This window comes from Pseudomonas sp. B21-023 (genome assembly GCF_024749165.1).
Lineage (GTDB): Bacteria > Pseudomonadota > Gammaproteobacteria > Pseudomonadales > Pseudomonadaceae > Aquipseudomonas.
In genome coordinates this window covers 4,812,151-4,832,396 of the sequence record NZ_CP087190.1, presented here as the reverse complement: position 1 = coordinate 4,832,396, position 20,246 = coordinate 4,812,151, and the positions used below count along the sequence as shown (strand labels likewise).

Here is a 20,246-nt window from a genome sequence, read left to right as displayed (position 1 = left end):
TTGTGGGAGCCGGCTTGCCGGCGATGGGGCGCGAAGCGGCCCTTGTCGTATTCAGGCCTCTTGCATGAACTGCTGGCGATACTGGTTCGGCGACAACTCCGTGTGCTGGCGGAACAGCCGGGCGAAGAAACTCGCGTCGTCGTAGCCCACCTCGTAGCTGATCGTCTTTATGCTCTTGCGCGTGCTCGACAGCAGGCCCTTGGCGGTCTCGATGCGCAGGCGCTGCAGGTAGTGCAGGGGCTTGTCGCCGGTGGCACTCTGGAAGCGGCGCATGAAATTGCGGATGCTCATGCCGTGGTTGCGCGCCACATCCTCGAAGCGGAACTTGTCGGCGAAGTGCTCTTCGAGCCAGTGCTGGATCTGCAGGATGATCAGGTCCTGGTGAAGCTTCTGGCCGCCGAAGCCCATGCGCCCCGGGGTATAGCTGCGCTGCACCTCGTAGAGGATGTCGCGGGCCACCGCGCGGGCCACGTTGGCGCCACAGAAGCGTTCGATCAGGTAGATGTACAGGTCGCAGGCCGAGGTGGTGCCACCGGCGCAGTAGAGATTGTCGGCGTCGGTCAGGTGCTTGTCCTGGTTCAGGCGGATCTTCGGGAAGCGCTCGGCGAAGCTGCTGAAGAAGCGCCAGTAGGTGGTCGCCTCCTTGCCGTCGAGCAGCCCCGACTCGGCCAGCCAGAACACGCCGCTGGCCTCGGCGCATAGCACCGCGCCACGGGCATGCTGCTCGCGCAGCCAGGGCAGCACCTGCGGGTAGCGTTGCAGCAGATTGTCGAAATCGTCCCAGAAGGCCGGCAGGATGATCACGTCGGCATCGTTCAAGCCGCTGTCGACCGGCAACTGCACGTTGCTGAAGCTGTCCACGGGCAAACCGTCCGGGCTCACCAGGCCGATCTCGAACATCGGTTGCAGGCCCAGGCCCAGCTGCTTGCTGTAGCGCAGGCTGGCCAGGTGGAAGAAGTCCTTGGCCTGCATCAGTGTCGAAGCGAACACTTTATCAACGGCCAGGATGCTGACGCGCCGCAGCGACGCCGGGGGTTGGGTAAACATCATTGTCATTGTTCTTATAGGGTAGAGTGGTCAATCACCGGCTGGATCGTCTTATTTTTTGGCGATTGTGTCTACCCCACGAAAGAGCAGTGCAGCGCCTGCGTTGCATCAAGGCGCGGGGTTTGGCTGCTCCTGATGGACCGCCTCGATTGCCGCCAGCAGTTCATCGCCCAGATTCAACGCCTGGCTGTCGATATTGCTGCGCAGTTGCTCGAGGTTCGTCGCGCCGATGATGTTGCTGGTCACGAACGGCTGCCGGGTCACGAACGCCAGCGCCATCTGCGCCGGGTCCAGCCCGTGTTCGCGGGCCAGCTGCACATAGCGGCCGCAGGCGGCCACGGTCTGCGGATTGGAATAGCGGGCAAAGCGGCTGAACAGGGTCAGGCGGGCGTGTTCCGGGCGGGCGCCGTTTTCGTACTTGCCCGACAGCATGCCGAAGGCCAGCGGCGAATAGGCCAGCAAACCGCACTGCTCGCGGATTGCCACCTCTGCCAGGCCCACCTCGAAGCTGCGGTTGAGCAGGTTGTAGGGGTTCTGGATCGACACCGCGCGGGGCCAGCCGCGGGTTTCGGCCAGGTGCAGGAATTTCAGGGTGCCCCACGGGGTTTCGTTGGACAGGCCGATGTGGCGGATCTTGCCGGCGCGTACCTGTTCATCGAGCACCTCCAGGGTTTCCTCCAGCGGGGTGAAGATGTCCTGGGGCAGGTGCTGGTAGCCGAGCTTGCCGAAGAAGTTGGTGCTGCGCTCGGGCCAGTGCAACTGGTAGAGGTCGATGCGGTCGGTCTGCAGGCGCTTGAGGCTCTCGTCCAGCGCGGCGACGATGTGCTGGCGGTTGTGCTTGAGCTGGCCGTCACGGATGTGGCTGATGCCGTTGCCGGGGCCGGCGACCTTGCTGGCGAGGATCCAGTCGTCACGGTCGCCGTTGGCGGCGAACCAGTTGCCGATGATGCGTTCGGTGGCGGCGTAGGTCTCCGGGCGCGGTGGCACCGGGTACATCTCGGCGGTGTCGATGAAGTTGATGCCGCTGGCCTTGGCCAGGGCGATCTGGGCGAAGGCCTGGTCCTGGGTGTTCTGTTCACCCCAGGTCATGGTGCCCAGGCACAGGGCGCTGACATCGAGGTCGGTACGACCGAGCTTGCGGTATTCCATCGGGAAGGTGCTCCGTGACAAAGAAGTCCATAAAAGCAGGTTGAAATTTTTCCTGCAATCTGGATAATTCTGCCCCTCTCCGTGTGGCGGAAGTGATGCACCACCATGCAGGGAACCCTTGTCGAACATTGGCGTGCCCGACCCGAGCCCCCAAAAGCGTCAGCGTTCGGCTGCGCGCTTGCCCTTGGCAAGCTGTGCACTATCCAGTAAGATTCGCCGTCTATTTTTCGCTGGGCGGCCTCTGAGGCTTTAGAGAATGAAAACTTTTACTGCTAAACCGGAAACAGTAAAGCGCGAGTGGTTCGTAGTCGACGCCGCTGGTCAGACCCTGGGTCGTCTGGCTACCGAAATCGCTAGCCGCCTGCGTGGCAAGCACAAGCCAGAATACACCCCTCACGTTGACACCGGCGACTACATCGTCGTCATCAACGCCGAGCAGATCCGTGTGACTGGTGCCAAGTCTTCCGACAAGATGTACTACTCCCACTCCGGCTTCCCGGGCGGTATCAAGGAAATCAACTTCGAGAAGTTGATCGCCAAGGCCCCTGAGCGTGTTATCGAAACCGCGGTCAAAGGCATGCTGCCGAAGAACCCGCTGGGTCGCGACATGTACCGCAAGCTGAAAGTGTACGCGGGTGCTGCTCACCCACACACTGCTCAGCAGCCTCAAGAACTGAAGATCTAACGGGATAGTTCATTATGTCGGCGACTCAAAACTACGGCACTGGCCGTCGCAAGACCGCAACCGCTCGCGTTTTCCTGCGTCCAGGTACCGGTAACATCTCCATCAACAACCGTTCTCTGGACGTGTTCTTCGGCCGCGAAACCGCTCGCATGGTTGTTCGCCAGCCGCTGGAACTGACCGAAACCGTTGAGAAGTTCGACATCTACGTCACCGTTTCCGGTGGTGGTGTCAGCGGTCAGGCCGGTGCAATCCGCCACGGCATCACCCGCGCCCTGATGGAATACGACGAAACCCTGCGTGGCGCTCTGCGTCGTGCTGGCTACGTCACCCGCGACGCTCGTGAAGTTGAGCGTAAGAAAGTGGGTCTGCGTAAAGCGCGTAAGCGTCCTCAGTACTCCAAGCGTTAATACCGCTTCGGCAGTCGAAAAAAGCCCGGTTCCTTTTTGGAACCGGGCTTTTTTTATGTCTTCAACTAACCTGTCTGCTAGTCCGTGGCCGTTTGTCGCATAGACGCAGATCAAGCAAAGCGAGGGTAGTAGCCCGACGAGCGGGTAATCACCTTGTCAGCGTGTGGATTTGTTCCTTACCATTGCGGCCAATTTTTAGTGCCACAGACGTACCTAAGTAGATGCCTGTTCAAACAGGCCAAGCAAGCTGATGGGAGAGGACTGAATGAGCAATGACGGCGTCAACGCAGGCCGGCGCCGCTTCCTCGTAGCCGCGACATCCGTGGTCGGGGCAGCGGGGGCAGTGGGGGCAGCGGTACCGTTCGTGGGGTCATGGTTTCCCAGTGCCAAGGCGAAAGCCGCAGGGGCACCGGTGAAGGTCAATATCGCCAAGGTCGAGCCCGGTCAGCAGATGGTAGCTGAATGGCGGGGGCAACCTGTATTCATCGTGCGGCGAACGGAGGAGATCCTCGGTAATCTGAAAAAGATCACCGGTGAGCTGTCCGATCCTGAATCCAAGGCGTCAGTGCAGCCGACCTACGTCGACCCGCAAGTTCGCTCGATCAAGCCCGAGATTCTCATCCTGGTAGGTCTGTGCACGCACCTGGGTTGCTCGCCAACCTTCCGCCCTGAAGTTGCCCCGGCTGACCTGGGGCCGAAGTGGGTCGGTGGCTATTTCTGCCCCTGCCACGGTTCGCACTACGACCTGGCCGGGCGCGTCTACAAATCCCAGCCGGCGCCTCTCAACCTGCCAGTGCCACCGCACTCGTACGAGTCGGACGAAATCATCGTCATCGGCGTCGATCAGGAGAACGCATGATGAGCAAGTTCATGGAGTGGATCGATGCGCGCTTCCCCGCGACGAAAATGTGGGAAGACCATCTAAGCAAGTATTACGCGCCCAAGAACTTCAACTTCCTGTACTTCTTCGGCTCCCTGGCGTTGCTGGTGCTGGTCAACCAGATCGTCACCGGCGTGTGGCTGACCATGAGTTTCACCCCCTCGGCGGAAGAGGCCTTCGCCTCGGTCGAGTACATCATGCGCGACGTCGAGTACGGCTGGATCCTGCGCTACCTGCACTCCACCGGCGCCTCGGCGTTCTTTATCGTGGTCTACCTGCACATGTTCCGCGGGCTGCTCTACGGCTCCTACCAGAAGCCGCGCGAGCTGGTCTGGTTGTTCGGCATGCTGATCTACCTGGCGTTGATGGCCGAGGCGTTCATGGGCTACCTGCTGCCCTGGGGGCAGATGTCTTACTGGGGTGCCCAGGTGATCATCTCGCTTTTCGGTGCGATCCCGGTAATCGGTGATGACCTGACCCAGTGGATCCGTGGTGACTACCTGATCTCCGGCATCACCCTGAACCGCTTCTTCGCCCTGCACGTGGTGGCCCTGCCTATCGTGATCCTGGGCCTGGTGGTGCTGCACATCCTGGCGCTGCACGAAGTGGGTTCGAACAACCCCGATGGCGTGGACATCAAGAAGAAAAAGGACGAGAACGGCATCCCGCTGGATGGCATCCCGTTCCACCCGTACTACACCGTCAAGGATATCGCCGGTGTGGTGGTGTTCCTCTTCGTGTTCTGTGCCGTGGTGTTCTTCTTCCCGGAAATGGGTGGCTACTTCCTGGAAAAACCGAACTTCGAACAGGCCAACGCCTTCAAGACCCCTGAGCATATCGCCCCTGTCTGGTACTTCACGCCGTTCTACGCGATTCTGCGCGCGGTGCCCGACAAGCTGTTCGGGGTGATTGCCATGGGCGCGGCAATCGCGGTGCTGTTCGTGTTGCCCTGGCTTGACCGCAGTCCGGTGCGCTCGATGCGCTACAAGGGCTGGCTGAGCAAGATCTGGTTGCTGGTGTTCTGCGTGGCCTTCGTCATCCTTGGCGTGCTGGGCGTGCTGGCGCCGACCCCGGGGCGTACCTTGCTGTCGCAGGTGTGCACGGTGTTGTACTTCGCCTACTTCCTGCTGATGCCGTTCTACACAAGGCTCGAGAAGACCAAACCGGTTCCGGAAAGGGTGACTGGCTGATGAAAAAGTTTATTGCAGTATGCTTGCTGGCATTGATGCCTGGCCTTTCGTTCGCCGCCGAACACGGCCTGGAGCTGGACAAGGTCGATATCGACCTGACCGACAAGGCCGCGATGCAGGATGGCGCACGCACCTTCGCCAACTATTGCATGGGGTGCCATAGTGCCAAGTTCCAGCGATACGAGCGTGTCGCCGACGACCTGGGGATCCCCCACGAGCTGATGCTCGAAAACCTGGTGTTCACTGGCGCCAAGATCGGCGACCACATGAAGATCGGCATGCAGCCCAATGATGCCAAGACCTGGTTCGGCGCTGCGCCGCCCGACCTCACCCTGGTTGCCCGGGTGCGTGGCAACGATTGGTTGTACACCTACCTGCGCAGTTTCTATGAAGACAAGTCGCGGCCATACGGGGTAAACAACAAGGTCTTCCCCAACGTCGGCATGCCTAACGTGCTGGTTGGCCTGCAGGGCAACCAGGTGATTGGCTGCAAGCAGGTGCAGAGTGTGGTCGACGGCAAGAAGCAATATGACCCGCTGACCGGCAGCCCATTGACCCATGAAGCGTGCGACCAGCTGACCGTCGAGGAGAAATCCGGTACCCTGACGGCTGAGCAGTTCGACGAGAAGGTCAAGAACCTGGTGACCTTCCTGGCCTATTCGGCCAACCCGGTCAAACTGGAAAGCCAGCGCATCGGTACCTACGTGTTGCTGTACCTGGCTTTCTTCTTCGTGTTCGCCTACTTGCTCAAGCGCGAATACTGGAAGGACGTGCACTGATCACGCAGTAGTTTCTGGTAGTTGAACGCGCCCGGGGTGCCCCAGTCATGTCGCTGGGGCACCCCGGGCGCGTTTTCATTTGCAGTTTTTACAAGCATCCCGTGCGAGGAGGCGCTACATGGGCGCAACCAACAGGTTAGCCTGCTATTCCGACCCCGCTGACCATTACTCTCATCGGGTACGCCTGGTGCTCGCGGAGAAAGGCGTCACGGTGCAGATCATCGATGTCGACACCAACCGCCTGCCGCCCAAGCTGGTCGAAGTGAACCCTTACGGCAGCTTGCCGACCCTGGTCGATCGCGATCTGGCGCTGTACGAGTCGAGCGTGGTGATGGAGTACCTCGAGGAGCGTTACCCGCACCCGCCGCTGATGCCGGTCTATCCGGTGGCCCGCGGCAACAGTCGCCTGCTGATGCACCGCATCCAGCGCGACTGGTGCAGCCTGGCCGACACCGTGCTGGATCCGCGCAGCAGCGAGCCGGCACGTACCCAGGCGCGCAAGGAGTTGCGCGAGAGCCTGACGGGCGTGGCCCCGCTGTTCGCTGAAATGGCCTGCTTCATGAGTGAGGAGCAGAGTCTGGTCGATTGCTGTCTATTGCCCATACTCTGGCGCTTGCCGGTGATGGGTATCGAATTGCCGCGGCAGGCCAAGCCGCTGCTGGATTACATGGAGCGACAGTTCGCCCGCGAGCCTTTCCAGGCGAGCCTGTCTGCTACTGAACGTGAAATGCGCAAGGTTTAAAGAGGAGCCGTTGATGAACTCCAGTCGCCCCTATCTGGTTCGCGCGCTGTACGAGTGGATCGTCGACAACGATTGCACGCCCCATATGCTGGTCAACGCCGAGTACCCGGCCGTTCAGGTGCCCCAAGGTTTCGCCAGCGATGGCCAGATCGTCCTGAACATCTCTCCCAGTGCCGTGCGCAGCCTGCACATGGACAACGAGGCGGTGAGTTTCGAAGGACGCTTCGGTGGTGTGGCGCACACGCTGTATGTGCCCATCGGCGCCATCCTGGGGATCTACGCCCGGGAGAATGGCCAGGGTATGGTCTTCGAGCTGGAGCCGCCACTCGCGGACGAGGATGACCTTGAGGACGACGTTGTCGAGCCGGATGACGATGGTCCGCCCGAGCCGCCGCGTCCCAGTGGTCGTCCGAGCCTGAAAGTCGTGAAGTAACAGGCAGGGACAAAAAAGGCGATCCGCAGGGATCGCCTTTTTCATGGCTGCCGCAATTACAGGTCCTTGATGCTCTGCACCTGGTCCTTGTTGATGCGGGTCGGCTTGCCGTCCAGTTGCTTGAACTCGTAGAAGCCGGAGTTGCGGTCGAAGTGCGGCGTGTCGGTGGTCTGCAGTTCGCGGCCATCGTTGAGGGTGATCACGCTCGGGGTGGAGCAGCCGGCCAGGGTGGCGAAGGTGCCGATCAGCAGGGCGGGCAGCAGAAACTTCTTCATGGGGTACTTCCTGGATCAGAGTGAAAAAGGCGAGCGTCCCGACGCTCGCCGAGGGGTTGTCAGTCGATGTATTCGAACAGCTTGACGATCTTCTGCACGCCCGACACACCCTGCACCACATTGGTGGCGGCGTTGGCCTCTTGTTGCCTGACCAGGCCGAGCAGGTAGACGATGCCATTTTCGGTGATGACCTTGATGCGCGAGCTGGGCACGCTCTCGTCGGTCAGCATCTGGGTCTTGATCTTGGTGGTCAGCCAGGCGTCGTTGTTGCGCGCCAGGATCGATGACGGCTGCATCACCTGCAGCTCGTTGTGCACCTTCTTGACTCGCTGAACCTGGCCGGCGGTCTGTTCGGCGAGGGATTTGAGGTCGGCGCGGGGTGTCTGGCCGGCAAGCAGCACAACACCGTTGTAGCTGCTGACGACGATGTGCGAGCCCTTGTCCAGCTCCGGGTTGGCCTTGGCGATGTTGACCGAGACCTTTGTCTCGATCAGCGAGTCATCGATCTTGCTGCCGATGGTGCGGGTGCCGCGGTCATCCTCGATAGGCGAGTTACGCGCCGAGGTGAGCACGGAACTGCAGCCCGATACGCCGAGGCACAGGGTCAGAGCCATCAGGCCGATACGCTTGGAGATCATTCTTCACTCCCGAACAGTTGGCTGTCGATCAGGTCGCACAGACAGTGGATCGCCAGCAGGTGGACTTCCTGGATGCGCGCGGTGACCGTGGCGGGGACGCGGATCTCCACGTCCTCGGGCAGCAGCAGCGAGGCCATGCCGCCGCCATCGCGCCCGGTCAGGGCGACGACAATCATTTCGCGGTCATGGGCGGCCTGGATCGCCTGGATCACGTTGGCCGAATTACCGCTGGTGGAGATCGCCAGCAGCACATCGCCGGGCTGGCCCAGGGCGCGGATCTGCTTGGAGAAGACTTCGTTGTAGCTGTAGTCGTTGGCGATCGAGGTAAGCGTCGAGCTGTCGGTGGTCAGGGCGACGGCCGGCAGGCTCGGGCGCTCGCGCTCGAAGCGGTTGAGCAACTCCGAGGAGAAGTGCTGGGCATCGCCGGCCGAGCCGCCGTTGCCGCACGCGAGCATCTTGCCGTCGTTGAGCAGGGCATTGACCATGACCAGGCTGGCCTGCTCGATGTGGGGTGCCAGGATGTCCATTGCCTGTTGCTTGGTGTCGATGCTGGCCTGGAACAGCCGGCGAATTCGGGATTGCATGTCCATCTGGGTGACCTTAAGAGGGGCGGTGGCCTTTGCTACGCGCAACAGTGACCAGCCCGCGAAACATAGAGCTAGAAAATCGAATTGGGTTCAGCATTCGAAGGCATTTTTCAGCCATTGAAGCGGTTGCCCCGCATGCCCCCGGCCCTGCAGGGCGATAACGTCGAAGCGGCAGGGGCGGGTGGCCCAGCGGGGTTCGTGCTGCAGGAAGAGGTTGGCGGCAAGCGCCAGTCGTTGCTGCTTGCGCCCATCGATACTGGCGAGCGCTCCGCCGAACTCCGCATGCAACCGGTAGCGGACTTCGACGAATACTACTGTATCGGCATCGAGCATGACCAGATCGAGCTCGCCCCCCTTGCATCGCCAGTTGCGCTCCAGCAGCCGCAGACCTTGCCCTTGAAGGTATTCAAGGGCGTGATCTTCGGCTGCCTGGCCGGCAAGGCTGGGCGATGCGCCGGGCATCAGCGAGGGGTGTCCGGCAGGCGCTTGACCTGGCCGCCGGCGAATTCGGCCCATGGCAGCTGGCGCTCGATGCGCTGGCTGGGGTTCATGCTCAGGCTGCCGGACAGGCCTTCGACGCGGTTGTCCGGCAGCGCCTTGAGTTGGCCCAGGCGCGGTGCAAGGCTGTAGGCGTCGACGCCCATGGCGTACAGGCGGCCGAGGCTGCCGGCGGCCTGAGGCCACTGCTGCACGACTTGTTGGCGCAGGCTGTTGGTGGTGTCCAGCAGCCACGGCGTTTCGCAGAAGCGGATGCCGTTCATGTCGTTGTACTGGTTCACGTCACCGCTGGCGCTATACAGGTTGGAGGTGGCGTAGACAGGCACGTCACCGGCGTACTGGAAGTTCAGCGTGGGTTTGATCTGCTGGGCTTGCTGCGGCGTCGAGGCGAGGAAGATGAAGTCGATGTCCTGGCGGCGCGAAGGTTGCGCGGCGATGGTGCCGCCGACGGTGCTCTGCAGGCTCTTGGCGCGGCCTTCACTCTGGCGCAGCTGGAACAGATCAGCGATCTGCTGGGCGAGGGCGACGGGCTGGGCGATGCGCTGCGCGGTAATCAGGGTGCCACCATTGCCTTCCCAGTCCTGGCGGAAGGCGGCGAGCACGCGGTCGCCCCATTCACCGCTCGGAACCAGGGCCACGGCGCGGACCATGCCGTCGGCGCGTGCGCGACGCGCGACTTCGCGAGCTTCATCTTCGGCGGCCAGGCCGAACTGGAACAGTTGTGGCGGCGCTTTCTGGCCAGCGTCGGCGTAGTTCAGGGCCAGGGTGGTGATGGGCAGTTGCGGGTAGGCGGCGAGCTTCTTGACCAGCGGCTTTTCCAGCGGGCCGACCACCAGTTGCACGCCGGCAGCCTGGGCTTGGCGGTAGAAGTCGTCGAGCGAGGTAATGCGTGAGCTGTCGAACACTTGTACTGCAGGGGCGGGCTGGCCACCTTGCTGGGCCTGGAAGTGAGCGGCCATGAAGCCGTCACGCAGGGCGCGGGCGACACCGGCCAGCGGGCCTTCCTGGGGCAGCAGCAGGGCGATCTTGGTCAGTGGCTGGCTGGCCAGCTCCTTGAGCTTGACCAGGGCTGTCGGCAATTGCTTGGCTGCCGGGTGTTCTGGATGCTGCTGGCGCCAGGTGTCGATGGCGGCCTGTTGCTGTTCCAGGGTGCCGGCGCGCTTCACGGCCAGGGCCAGGCTGGTCCAGCCGGCCAGGGTCTCGTCGGCGGCCGGCTGCTGCAGCTGTTCGGCGGGCAGCGAGGCGACCAGGGCCCAGATCGCGTCATTGTTGGCGCTGGCGGCCTGGCCGCTGAGCAGGGGGGCCAGCAGTACGCGCTGCTGGGCGGCGGCCAGGGCCTGGCCGTCGGCTTCGAGGGCTGCGGCATGAACGCTGTAGGTGCGGGCCTGCTGCTCGGTCGGCAGTTCGCCGACGCGCTGCAGGCTCGGGTGGGCGAGGGCGGTCAGGGCGGCCTTGGGCTGGTTGCGGCTCATGGCGAGCTCGGCGGCCAGGGTGGAGGCGAACACCTGCTGGGCGGGCTTGAGCGGCTCCAGCGGGACCTGCTCGAGAATCCGCGCGGCGCGCGGGAAGTCCTTCTGCTTGTATGCCAGGTCCGCAGCGCTCAAGCGCAGCAGGGCCGCATCCTCGGCGGACTTGCTGGAGGCCGCCTTCTCGAGCAGTTGCTCGATGCTGGCGTCCGGGGTGCGTGGCAGTTCGCCCAGGCTGGATGAGGGCGAGCTGGCGCAGGCTGCCAGCAGGGCAGCGAGGCAGAGGGCTGTGAGCAGCCGCAGACAAGCGATCATGTAAAGGTCCTGTTACTCGATCAAGTTGGCCGGCAATTGTACCCAAGCGGGGGGCACGGCGCGATCTCGCCGACACTGAACCTTCACTATAGGTTGCCCGAGGTGTGCCTGGGGCGAAGTTCTTTGCGCCCTGTTACCGGTGCTCGGGCTACAATGGCGACCTTTGATCCGGAAAGCAGGTGTGCGCAGTGACTGATGTTGCAGGGGTTTCGAAATCCACGTTGGGCAAGCTTTACGTCGTTGCCACGCCCATCGGCAACCTCGACGACATGAGCGCCCGGGCACTGAAGGTGCTGGCGGATGTCAGTCTGATCGCTGCCGAGGACACCCGCCACTCGGTGCGTCTGCTGCAGCATTTCGGCATCGATACGCAACTGGCAGCCTGTCATGAGCACAACGAGCGTGACGAGGGCGGGCGCTTCATCACCCGCCTGCTGGCCGGCGACGATGTGGCGCTGGTGTCCGATGCCGGTACGCCGCTGATTTCCGATCCGGGCTATCACCTGGTGCGCCAGGCGCGTGCTGCGGGCGTGCAGGTGGTGCCGGTGCCGGGCGCCTGTGCGTTGATCGCCGCGCTGTCGGCGGCGGGGTTGCCGTCGGACCGCTTCATCTTCGAAGGTTTCCTGCCGGCCAAGGCCGCCGGGCGCCGCGCGCGTCTGGAGCAGGTCAAGGAAGAGCCGCGCACGCTGATCTTCTACGAGGCGCCACACCGGATCCTCGAGTGCCTGGAGGACATGGAAGCGGTGTTCGGTGGCGAGCGTCCGGCGCTGCTGGCGCGCGAGATCACCAAGACCTTCGAAACCCTCAAAGGCTTGCCGTTGGCCGAGTTGCGCGCATTCGTACAGGGTGACAGCAATCAGCAGCGTGGCGAGTGTGTGGTGCTGGTGGCCGGTTGGAGCGCGCCGGAGGGCGAGCAGGCGATCAGCGCCGAGGCGCAGCGAGTGCTGGATCTGCTGCTGGCCGAGCTACCGCTGAAGAAGGCAGCGGCGCTGGCGGCCGAGATCACCGGGGTGCGCAAGAACCTGCTCTACCAGTTGGCCCTGGAAAAGCAGAAAGCTCATTAGTGGCATAATGATATTAATAGTCGCGCCGCTTGTTCTTGAGCGCGGCTACCGGTAACCTTGGCGGCGGAGAGTCGATCGGACAGTCGCTGCCGACTTTTGTTCCGCAAAAGGCGGGGGAGGAAAGTCCGGGCTCCATAGGGCAGAGTGCCAGGTAACGCCTGGGAGGCGCGAGCCTACGGAAAGTGCCACAGAAAACAACCGCCTAAGCACTTCGGTGCCGGTAAGGGTGAAAAGGTGCGGTAAGAGCGCACCGCACGGCTGGCAACAGTCCGTGGCTAGGTAAACCCCACTCGGAGCAAGACCAAATAGGGTTCCATACGGCGTGGCCCGCGTCGGAACCGGGTAGGTTGCTAGAGGCGTCCAGTGATGGCCGTCGTAGAGGAATGACTGTCCTCGACAAAACCCGGCTTACAGATCGACTCTCCACCTCTTCCCTTCCTGCTTGAATCGATAGCAGATGTGTCTTGGTAATACCGAAAAAATCTTACTCTTAATAAATCACTTTAACTTCGCACTCTATCCGCTTGAGTGTGTTTGATTTTTTCCGTCAGTTTTTCCCTCTTGTAATCCTTCCACCTTCCTTTGTTGCGCTAAATCGCCGTCCTGTAAGGGATTTCCTTATGAACGTGCCTTGACGGTGTGGCGGGCGGATTCCTATAGTGTGCGCAAGTGGCAGAAAGTGGGATGAAGTGGGTTTTCTGGCACAAAAAAGCTAACATTGTGGGGAATCGCAGCCGTGTTCCGCGGAGCCAACGCCGTCAGCCTCGATGCAAAGGGCCGTCTCGCCATGCCGAGCCGGTACCGTGACGAGCTCGATTCGCGTTGCAATGGTCAATTGATCGTGACCATCGACGCCGTTGACCCCTGCTTGTGTGTTTATCCCCTCGATGAGTGGGAACAGATAGAAGCCAAGTTGCGCGCCTTGCCGTCGTTGCGTGAGGAAAACCGTCGCCTGCAGCGTTTGCTGATCGGCAATGCGGTGGACCTGGAGCTCGATGGCAGTGGGCGTTTCCTGGTGCCGCCCCGCCTGCGTGAGTACGCCAAGCTGGACAAGAAGGCGATGCTGGTGGGGCAGCTGAACAAATTCCAGCTGTGGGATGAGGATGCCTGGAACGCGGTTTCGGCAGCCGACCTTGCAGCTATTCAACAACCGGGCGCCATGCCCGATGATTTGCGTGACCTGATCCTGTGACCATAGATAGCGGCTTCAACCACATCACCGTCCTCCTCGACGAAGCCGTCGAGGCATTGGCCCTGCGCGCCGACGGTTGCTATCTGGACGGCACCTTCGGGCGTGGCGGCCACAGCCGCCTGATCCTCAGCAAGCTTGGGCCGCAAGGGCGGTTGCTGGGGTTCGACAAGGATCCACAGGCGATTGCCACCGGGCAAGCGCTGGCGGCCGAAGACGGCCGCTTTGTCATTGTGCAGCGCAGCTTTGCCGAGCTCGGCGACGAAGTGCGCGCCCGCGGCCTGGATGGCAAGGTCAGCGGCATTCTGCTCGACCTGGGCGTATCCTCGCCGCAACTGGACGACCCCGAGCGCGGCTTCAGCTTCCTTAACGACGGTCCGTTGGACATGCGCATGAACCCGGGCCAGGGCATCAGTGCAGCCGAGTTTGTCGCCACCGCCCCCGTCGAAGAAATTGCCCGCGTGTTCAAGGAGTACGGCGAGGAGCGCTTCGCCGGTCGCATGGCGCGCGCTGTGGTCGAGCGCCGCGAGAAGCAGCCGTTCACCCGCACCGCCGACCTGGCGGAAGTGCTCAAGGTTGCCAACCCGGCCTGGGAAAAGGGCAAGAACCCTGCGACCCGGGCCTTCCAGGGCCTGCGTATCCATGTCAACAACGAGCTTGGCGACCTCGAGACCGGCCTTGAAGCCGCGCTCGACGCCCTTGAAGTGGGTGGCCGCCTGGCAGTGATCAGCTTCCACTCGTTGGAAGATCGTATCGTCAAACTGTTCATGCGCAAGCTGGTCAAGGGCGAGGCAGACAACCTGCCGCGCAACCTGCCGGTTCAGCACAAGGCCTTCGAGCCGAAGATCAAATTGATCGGCAAGGCGCAGTTCGCCTCCGAAGCCGAACTCAAGGCCAACCCGCGGTCGCGCAGCGCCGTGATGCGGGTAGCGGAGAAGTTGCGGTGAGCAGGCTGTTTGCCAAGCCGCTGCCAGGCGGAAGCTTTTTGATGCTTCTGCTGTTCGTCGCCGTCCTGATTTCGGCGATCGCCGTTTCCTACAGCGCTCACTGGAACCGTCAGTTGCTCAATACCCTGTACGGTGAACTGAACGAGCGCGACAAGGCCCAGGCCGAGTGGGGCCGGTTGATCCTCGAGCAAAGCACCTGGACTGCCTCCAGTCGCATCGAGAGTCTGGCCTCGGAGCAGCTCAGGATGCGCGTGCCCGCTGCTGACGAAGTGCGGATGGTGGCGCCATGATGAAGCTCGAAGGCGCACTCTACCCCTGGCGCTTCCGGGTGGTGATCGGTTTGCTGGCGCTGATGGTCGGTGCTATCTGCTGGCGCATCATCGACCTGCAGGTCGTCGACCGCGACTTCCTCAAGGGGCAGGGCGATGCCCGCAGCCTGCGCCATATTCCCATCCCCGCGCACCGTGGCCTGATCACCGATCGCAACGGTGAGCCGCTGGCTGTCAGTACGCCCGTCACCACCTTGTGGGCTAACCCCAAGGAAATGCAGGCGGCCAAGGATCGCTGGCCGCAGCTGGCCGCCGCACTTGGGCAGAACCCACAGCAGTTGAGCGAGCGTCTTACCCAGCAGGCCAACAAGGAATTCATCTACCTGGTCCGCGGCCTGACCCCGGAGCAGGGCCAGCACGTGCTCGACTTGAAGGTTCCGGGCGTCTACGGCCTCGAAGAGTTCCGCCGCTTCTATCCGGCTGGCGACGTCACCGCGCACATGGTCGGTTTTACCGACCTGGATGACCATGGTCGTGAAGGCGTCGAGCTCGCCTACGACGAATGGCTCGCCGGGGTGCCCGGCAAGCGGCAGGTGATCAAGGACCGGCGTGGCCGGCTGATCAAGGACATCCAGGTAACCAAGAACGCCAAGGCCGGCAAGACCTTGGCGTTGTCGATAGACCTGCGCCTGCAGTACCTGGCCACCCGCGAGCTGCGTAACGCCATCGCCGAACAGGAAGCCAAGGCTGGCAGCCTGGTGATCATGGACGTCAAGACCGGCGAGGTCCTGGCGATGGTCAACCAGCCGACCTACAACCCGAACAACCGCCGCAGCATGTTCCCGGCGGCGATGCGCAACCGGGCGATCATCGATGTGTTCGAACCAGGCTCCACGGTCAAGCCGATTTCGATGAGCGCCGCGCTTGAAAGCGGGCGCTGGAAGCCGACCGACAAGGTCGAGGTGTATCCCTTCACCCTGCAGATCGGCCGCTACACCATCAAGGACGTATCGCGTGGTGGTGGGCCGATCCTCGACCTGACCGGCATCCTGATCAACTCCTCCAACGTCGGCATGAGCAAGATCGCTTTCGATATTGGTGGCGAGGCCATCTACCGGGTCATGTCCCAGGTGGGCCTGGGCCAATACACCGGGCTCGGTTTCCCGGGTGAGCGCGTGGGCAACCTGCCGAATCACCGCGACTGGCGCAAGGCCGAAACCGCGACGCTTTCTTATGGCTATGGCGTATCGGTGACCGCGCTGCAGCTGGTGCATGCCTACGCGGCATTGGCCAACGACGGCAAGATGGTGCCGCTGTCAATTCTCAAGGTCGACAAGGCCCCGGAGGCTGTGCAGGCGATCCCGAAGGAAACCGCCGAAACCGTGCAGGCCATGCTCCAGCAGGTGATCGAAGCACCGCGTGGCGTGTTCCGTGCCCAGGTGCCGTTCTACCACGTGGGCGGCAAGTCGGGTACCGCGCGTAAAGCCACCGTCGGCTCCAAGGGCTACACCGAGAACGCCTACCGTTCGCTGTTCGCCGGCTTCGGCCCGATGAGCGACCCGCGCTACGCCATCGTCGTGGTCATCGATGAGCCGAGCAAGGGTGGCTACTTCGGCGGCCTGGTATCGGCGCCCGTATTCAGCAAAGTGATGTCAGGCACCCTGCGCCTGATGAATGTACCGCCGGACAACCTGCCGCCGCCTTCGACGCAGCAAGCCAGCGCAGTACCCGCCAAGGGAGGGCGAGGTTGATGACGATGCCATTGAGCAAACTGTTCGCCCATGCCAGCCGCGATCCGCTGATCCGCGAGCTGACCTTGGACAGCCGCCAGGTGCGCCAGGGTGATCTGTTCCTTGCCGTGCCGGGTGCCAAGGTCGACGGCCGTGAGCATATTGCCGACGCACTGGCCCGTGGTGCCGCTGCCGTCGCCTATGAAGAGCAGGGTACCTGCGTGTTGCCGATTACTGACGCGCCGCTGATTCCGGTCAAGGGGCTGATCGGCCAGCTGTCGCAGATCGCCGGGCGCTTCTATGGCGAACCCAGCCGCCAATTGAACCTGGTGGGGGTCACCGGTACCAACGGCAAGACCAGCGTCACCCAGCTGGTGGCCCAGGCGCTCGATGCCCTTGGCCAGCGTTGCGGGCTGATCGGGACCCTTGGCACCGGCTTTTACGGTGAGTTGCAGAGCGGCCGCCTGACCACGCCGGACCCTATCGCCGTGCAGTCGACCCTCAACGACCTGAAAAAAGCGGGTGCCAGGGCGGTGGCCATGGAAGTGTCCTCTCACGCTCTCGAGCAAGGGCGGGTCGCTGCGCTGGAGTTCGATATCGCGGTGATGACCAACCTGTCGCGCGATCACCTGGACTATCACGGCAGCATGGAGGCCTATGAGGCCGCCAAGGCCAAGCTGTTCGCCTGGCCGAGCCTGCGTTGCCAGGTGGTCAACCTGGATGATGAGTTCGGACGTCGCCTGGCCGCCGATTTCGCCCGCCGCCCGAGTGCCGATCATATCGAGACCCGGTTGCTCAGCTACAGCCTGGAAAACCCGGACGCTTCGCTGTTTTGCCGCGAGGCCACGTTCGACGATGATGGCGTGCGTGCCACCCTCGTCACCGCACAGGGCGAGCGCAGCCTGCGCAGCCAGCTGCTGGGGCGCTTCAACCTGAGCAACATGCTGGCGGCGGTGGCCACCTTGCTGGCGCTGGATTATTCACTGGACGAGATCCTGAAAGTCACCCCGCAGTTGCAGGGGCCGGTCGGTCGCATGCAGCGCCTGGGTGGCGGTGAGAAGCCGTTGGTGGTGGTCGACTACGCCCACACCCCGGATGCCTTGGAAAAGGTGCTCGAGGCATTGCGCCCGCACGCCCACGGCAAGTTGCTGTGCCTGTTCGGCTGTGGTGGTGACCGTGACGCCGGCAAGCGCCCGCTGATGGCGGCAGTCGCCGAGCGCCTGGCCGATCGTGTGCTGGTGACTGATGACAACCCGCGTACCGAGGATCCGCAGCGCATCTTCGATGACATTCGCCCCGGCTTTGCCCAGCCCGACAGCGTGGAGTTCGTCGCCGGCCGTGGCCAGGCCATTGCTCACCTGGTCGCCACTGCTGCTGCCGAGGATGTGATCGTCCTGGCCGGCAAGGGCCACGAGGATTACCAGGAGATCAATGGCGAGCGCCATGACTTCTCCGATCTGATCGAAGCCGAGAAGGCCCTAGCCGCCTGGGAGGCTCCACATGCTTGAGCCCATGATGCTCAGCCAGCTGACTGCTGCCTTGAGTGCACGTCTGGCAGGCGCCGACGCCAGCTTTACCGGCGTCAGCATCGACAGCCGCAGCGTCGCTGCCGGTCAACTGTTCGTCGCCCTCACCGGGCCGCGCTTCGATGGCCATGACTACCTGGCCGATGTGAAGGCCAAGGGGGTCGTCGCCGCGTTGGTCGAGCGTGAAATTGCCGATGTCGATCTGCCGCAACTGGTGGTCGCGGATTGCCGCGTAGCGCTTGGCCAGCTCGGCGCGCTGAATCGTGCAGCCTTCGGCAAGCCGGTGGTGGCCATTACCGGCTCCAGCGGCAAGACCACGGTCAAGGAAATGCTCGCCGCGATCCTGCGCACCCGTGGGCCGGTACATGCCACCCGTGGCAACCTCAACAACGACCTTGGCGCACCGCTGAGCCTGCTGGAGATCGCCCCGGAGCACAGCGCCGCAGTGATCGAGCTGGGGGCCTCGCGCATCGGCGAGATCCGCTACACCGTCGGCCTGACCCGGCCGCAAGTAGTCATCATCAACAACGCCGGAACCGCTCACGTCGGCGAGTTCGGTGGCCCGGAAAAAATCGTCGAGGCCAAGGGCGAGATCCTCGAAGGCCTGGGCGAGGGTGGCACGGCCATCCTCAACCTGGCCGACAAGGCGTTCGACATCTGGCGCCAGCGCGCGGGCAGCCACCGCGTCGTCAGCTTCGCGCTGGACAACCCGCAAGCAGACTTCTACGCCAGCGATATCGGTCGCGACGCCCGTGGTTGCCCCTCGTTCACCCTGCATGGCCCGGACGGCAGTGTCCCGGTGCAGTTGAACCTGCTTGGCAGCCACAACGTCAGCAATGCCTTGGCCGCCGCTGCCGCAGCCCATGCCGTTGGTCTGAGCGTGAGTGGCATCGCCGCCGGCCTCGGCGCCGTGCAACCGGTCAAGGGCCGCACCGTGGCGCAGATCGCGCCCAGTGGCGTGCGGGTCATCGACGACAGCTACAACGCAAATCCCACCTCGATGTGTGCCGCCATTGATATACTCGCCGGCTTTTCCGGTCGCACCGTTCTGGTGCTCGGGGATATCGGCGAACTGGGGCAATGGGCCGAGGAAGGTCACCGCCAGGTGGGTGACTACGCACGTGGCAAGGTCGATGCGCTGTACGCGGTGGGCACCAATATGGCCTACGCCGTTCAGGCATTCGGTACCAATGGCCGCCATTTCACTACTCAAGCTGAGCTGATCGAGGCCGTCAAGGCCGAGTCCGCCGGCGACACCACTATCTTGATCAAGGGCTCGCGCAGCGCTGCGATGGAAAACGTCGTGGCCGCACTGTGCGGCGCCAGCGGGGAGAAACATTAATGCTGCTGCTGTTGGCTGAGTATCTGCAACAGTTCCACAAGGGCTTCGCGGTCTTCCAGTACCTGACCCTGCGCGGGATCCTGGGTGTGCTGACCGCGCTGTCCCTGGCCCTGTGGCTGGGCCCGTGGATGATCCGTACCCTGCAGATCCGCCAGATCGGTCAGGCCGTGCGTAACGACGGCCCGCAATCGCACCTGTCCAAGTCCGGCACCCCGACCATGGGCGGTGCGCTGATCCTCTCCGCCATTGCCATCAGTACCCTGCTGTGGGCCGACCTGACCAACCGCTATGTGTGGGTGGTGCTGATCGTCACCCTGGCGTTCGGCGCCATTGGCTGGGTCGACGACTACCGCAAGGTCATCGAGAAGAACTCCCGCGGCCTGCCGAGCCGCTGGAAGTATTTCTGGCAGTCGGTGTTCGGCCTGGCTGCGGCGATCTTCCTGTACAAGACCGCGCCGACCAGCGTTGAAACCACGCTGATCATCCCGATGCTCAAGGACCTGGCCATCCCGCTGGGCGCCGGCTTCATCGTGCTGACCTATTTCGTCATTGTCGGCTCGAGCAACGCGGTCAACCTGACCGACGGCCTCGATGGCCTGGCGATCATGCCGACGGTGATGGTCGGCGGTGCGCTGGGCATCTTCTGCTACCTGTCGGGCAACGTGAAGTTCGCCGAATACCTGCTGATCCCGTACGTGCCGGGCGCGGGCGAGCTGATCGTGTTCTGCGGTGCGCTGATCGGCGCGGGCCTGGGCTTCCTGTGGTTCAACACCTACCCGGCCCAGGTATTCATGGGCGACGTCGGCGCGCTGGCCCTGGGCGCTGCGCTGGGCACCATCGCGGTAATCGTGCGCCAGGAAGTCGTCCTGTTCATCATGGGCGGCGTGTTCGTGATGGAAACCCTGTCGGTGGTCATCCAGGTGGCCTCGTTCAAGCTGACCGGCAAGCGCGTGTTCCGCATGGCGCCGATACACCACCACTTTGAACTCAAGGGTTGGCCCGAGCCACGGGTGATCGTCCGCTTCTGGATCATCACCGTGATTCTCGTGCTGATTGGCCTTGCCACCCTGAAACTGAGGTAAACGAGC

At 62.9% G+C, this 20,246-nt stretch carries 22 protein-coding genes and 1 other RNA gene; 16 read left to right on the top strand and 7 right to left on the bottom strand.

The window, feature by feature from the left end:
* Nucleotides 1-51: 51 nt before the first annotated feature.
* Nucleotides 52-948, bottom strand: a complete 897-nt coding sequence (locus LOY42_RS21830; RefSeq protein ID WP_173862478.1) for a GlxA family transcriptional regulator — start codon at nt 946-948, stop codon at nt 52-54.
* Between the two features lie 207 nt (nt 949-1,155).
* Nucleotides 1,156-2,196, bottom strand: a complete 1,041-nt coding sequence (locus tag LOY42_RS21825) for an NADP(H)-dependent aldo-keto reductase (protein ID WP_094010224.1) — start codon at nt 2,194-2,196, stop codon at nt 1,156-1,158.
* A gap of 256 nt (nt 2,197-2,452) precedes the next feature.
* Here LOY42_RS21825 and rplM point away from each other — a divergent pair, with 256 nt between their 5' ends.
* The 7 genes from rplM (at nt 2,453) to LOY42_RS21790 (ending at nt 7,312) form a co-directional block, all read left to right on the top strand.
* On the top strand, nt 2,453-2,881 hold the full coding sequence (gene rplM, locus LOY42_RS21820; protein ID WP_008097538.1) for a 50S ribosomal protein L13: 429 nt from the start codon (nt 2,453-2,455) through the stop codon (nt 2,879-2,881).
* 14 nt (nt 2,882-2,895) lie between these two features.
* A complete protein-coding gene (rpsI, locus tag LOY42_RS21815; protein ID WP_003260797.1) occupies nt 2,896-3,288 on the top strand; it encodes a 30S ribosomal protein S9 in 393 nt (130 codons plus the stop codon).
* Nucleotides 3,289-3,553: 265 nt separating this feature from the next.
* The gene (gene petA / locus LOY42_RS21810; RefSeq protein WP_023628711.1) at nt 3,554-4,147 is read left to right on the top strand and encodes a ubiquinol-cytochrome c reductase iron-sulfur subunit; all 594 of its coding nucleotides are present in this window, start codon (nt 3,554-3,556) and stop codon (nt 4,145-4,147) included.
* Nucleotides 4,147-5,358, top strand: coding sequence for a cytochrome bc complex cytochrome b subunit (locus tag LOY42_RS21805; protein WP_023628712.1), 1,212 nt, complete (start codon nt 4,147-4,149; stop codon nt 5,356-5,358). Before petA ends, LOY42_RS21805 begins: the two co-directional genes overlap by 1 nt.
* Entirely contained in the window at nt 5,358-6,137 is a 780-nt protein-coding gene (locus LOY42_RS21800; RefSeq protein WP_110700469.1) for a cytochrome c1, read from the top strand. The genes LOY42_RS21805 and LOY42_RS21800 overlap by 1 nt, the downstream gene beginning before the upstream one ends.
* 118 nt (nt 6,138-6,255) lie before the next feature.
* A complete protein-coding gene (locus tag LOY42_RS21795; protein WP_102682663.1) occupies nt 6,256-6,879 on the top strand; it encodes a glutathione S-transferase N-terminal domain-containing protein in 624 nt (207 codons plus the stop codon).
* Nucleotides 6,880-6,892: 13 nt separating this feature from the next.
* Nucleotides 6,893-7,312, top strand: a complete 420-nt coding sequence (locus tag LOY42_RS21790; protein ID WP_102682664.1) for a ClpXP protease specificity-enhancing factor — start codon at nt 6,893-6,895, stop codon at nt 7,310-7,312.
* A gap of 56 nt (nt 7,313-7,368) precedes the next feature.
* Here LOY42_RS21790 and LOY42_RS21785 read toward each other — a convergent pair whose 3' ends face one another.
* From LOY42_RS21785 to LOY42_RS21765, 5 genes are all read right to left on the bottom strand, one after another.
* A complete protein-coding gene (locus LOY42_RS21785; RefSeq protein ID WP_102682665.1) occupies nt 7,369-7,587 on the bottom strand; it encodes a YgdI/YgdR family lipoprotein in 219 nt (72 codons plus the stop codon).
* Nucleotides 7,588-7,646: 59 nt separating this feature from the next.
* Nucleotides 7,647-8,225, bottom strand: coding sequence for a BON domain-containing protein (locus tag LOY42_RS21780; protein ID WP_102682666.1), 579 nt, complete (start codon nt 8,223-8,225; stop codon nt 7,647-7,649).
* A complete protein-coding gene (locus tag LOY42_RS21775; protein WP_102682667.1) occupies nt 8,222-8,815 on the bottom strand; it encodes a phosphoheptose isomerase in 594 nt (197 codons plus the stop codon). The genes LOY42_RS21780 and LOY42_RS21775 overlap by 4 nt, the downstream gene beginning before the upstream one ends.
* A gap of 87 nt (nt 8,816-8,902) precedes the next feature.
* Nucleotides 8,903-9,274 (bottom strand): YraN family protein, encoded by a 372-nt coding sequence (locus LOY42_RS21770; RefSeq protein ID WP_046857017.1) that lies wholly within the window; start codon nt 9,272-9,274, stop codon nt 8,903-8,905.
* Nucleotides 9,274-11,091, bottom strand: a complete 1,818-nt coding sequence (locus LOY42_RS21765; protein ID WP_139668778.1) for a penicillin-binding protein activator — start codon at nt 11,089-11,091, stop codon at nt 9,274-9,276. The genes LOY42_RS21770 and LOY42_RS21765 overlap by 1 nt, the downstream gene beginning before the upstream one ends.
* Nucleotides 11,092-11,360: 269 nt before the next feature.
* Here LOY42_RS21765 and rsmI point away from each other — a divergent pair, with 269 nt between their 5' ends.
* From rsmI to mraY, 9 genes are all read left to right on the top strand, one after another.
* The gene (gene rsmI / locus LOY42_RS21760) at nt 11,361-12,155 is read left to right on the top strand and encodes a 16S rRNA (cytidine(1402)-2'-O)-methyltransferase (protein WP_232967967.1); all 795 of its coding nucleotides are present in this window, start codon (nt 11,361-11,363) and stop codon (nt 12,153-12,155) included.
* A gap of 67 nt (nt 12,156-12,222) precedes the next feature.
* Nucleotides 12,223-12,582, top strand: an RNA gene (gene rnpB / locus LOY42_RS21755) — RNase P RNA component class A.
* A gap of 309 nt (nt 12,583-12,891) precedes the next feature.
* Complete coding sequence (gene mraZ / locus LOY42_RS21750) at nt 12,892-13,347, top strand: division/cell wall cluster transcriptional repressor MraZ (protein WP_011535546.1); 456 nt, start codon at nt 12,892-12,894, stop codon at nt 13,345-13,347.
* The gene (rsmH, locus tag LOY42_RS21745; RefSeq protein WP_046857014.1) at nt 13,344-14,291 is read left to right on the top strand and encodes a 16S rRNA (cytosine(1402)-N(4))-methyltransferase RsmH; all 948 of its coding nucleotides are present in this window, start codon (nt 13,344-13,346) and stop codon (nt 14,289-14,291) included. The genes mraZ and rsmH overlap by 4 nt, the downstream gene beginning before the upstream one ends.
* The gene (ftsL, locus tag LOY42_RS21740) at nt 14,288-14,581 is read left to right on the top strand and encodes a cell division protein FtsL (protein WP_023630124.1); all 294 of its coding nucleotides are present in this window, start codon (nt 14,288-14,290) and stop codon (nt 14,579-14,581) included. The genes rsmH and ftsL overlap by 4 nt, the downstream gene beginning before the upstream one ends.
* Nucleotides 14,581-16,311 (top strand): penicillin-binding protein 2, encoded by a 1,731-nt coding sequence (locus tag LOY42_RS21735; RefSeq protein WP_177485990.1) that lies wholly within the window; start codon nt 14,581-14,583, stop codon nt 16,309-16,311. Before ftsL ends, LOY42_RS21735 begins: the two co-directional genes overlap by 1 nt.
* Complete coding sequence (gene murE / locus LOY42_RS21730) at nt 16,311-17,798, top strand: UDP-N-acetylmuramoyl-L-alanyl-D-glutamate--2,6-diaminopimelate ligase (protein WP_258599209.1); 1,488 nt, start codon at nt 16,311-16,313, stop codon at nt 17,796-17,798. The genes LOY42_RS21735 and murE overlap by 1 nt, the downstream gene beginning before the upstream one ends.
* Nucleotides 17,791-19,158 (top strand): UDP-N-acetylmuramoyl-tripeptide--D-alanyl-D-alanine ligase, encoded by a 1,368-nt coding sequence (gene murF / locus LOY42_RS21725; RefSeq protein WP_258599207.1) that lies wholly within the window; start codon nt 17,791-17,793, stop codon nt 19,156-19,158. Before murE ends, murF begins: the two co-directional genes overlap by 8 nt.
* Complete coding sequence (gene mraY / locus LOY42_RS21720) at nt 19,158-20,240, top strand: phospho-N-acetylmuramoyl-pentapeptide-transferase (protein WP_011535540.1); 1,083 nt, start codon at nt 19,158-19,160, stop codon at nt 20,238-20,240. The genes murF and mraY overlap by 1 nt, the downstream gene beginning before the upstream one ends.
* Nucleotides 20,241-20,246 lie beyond the last annotated feature (6 nt).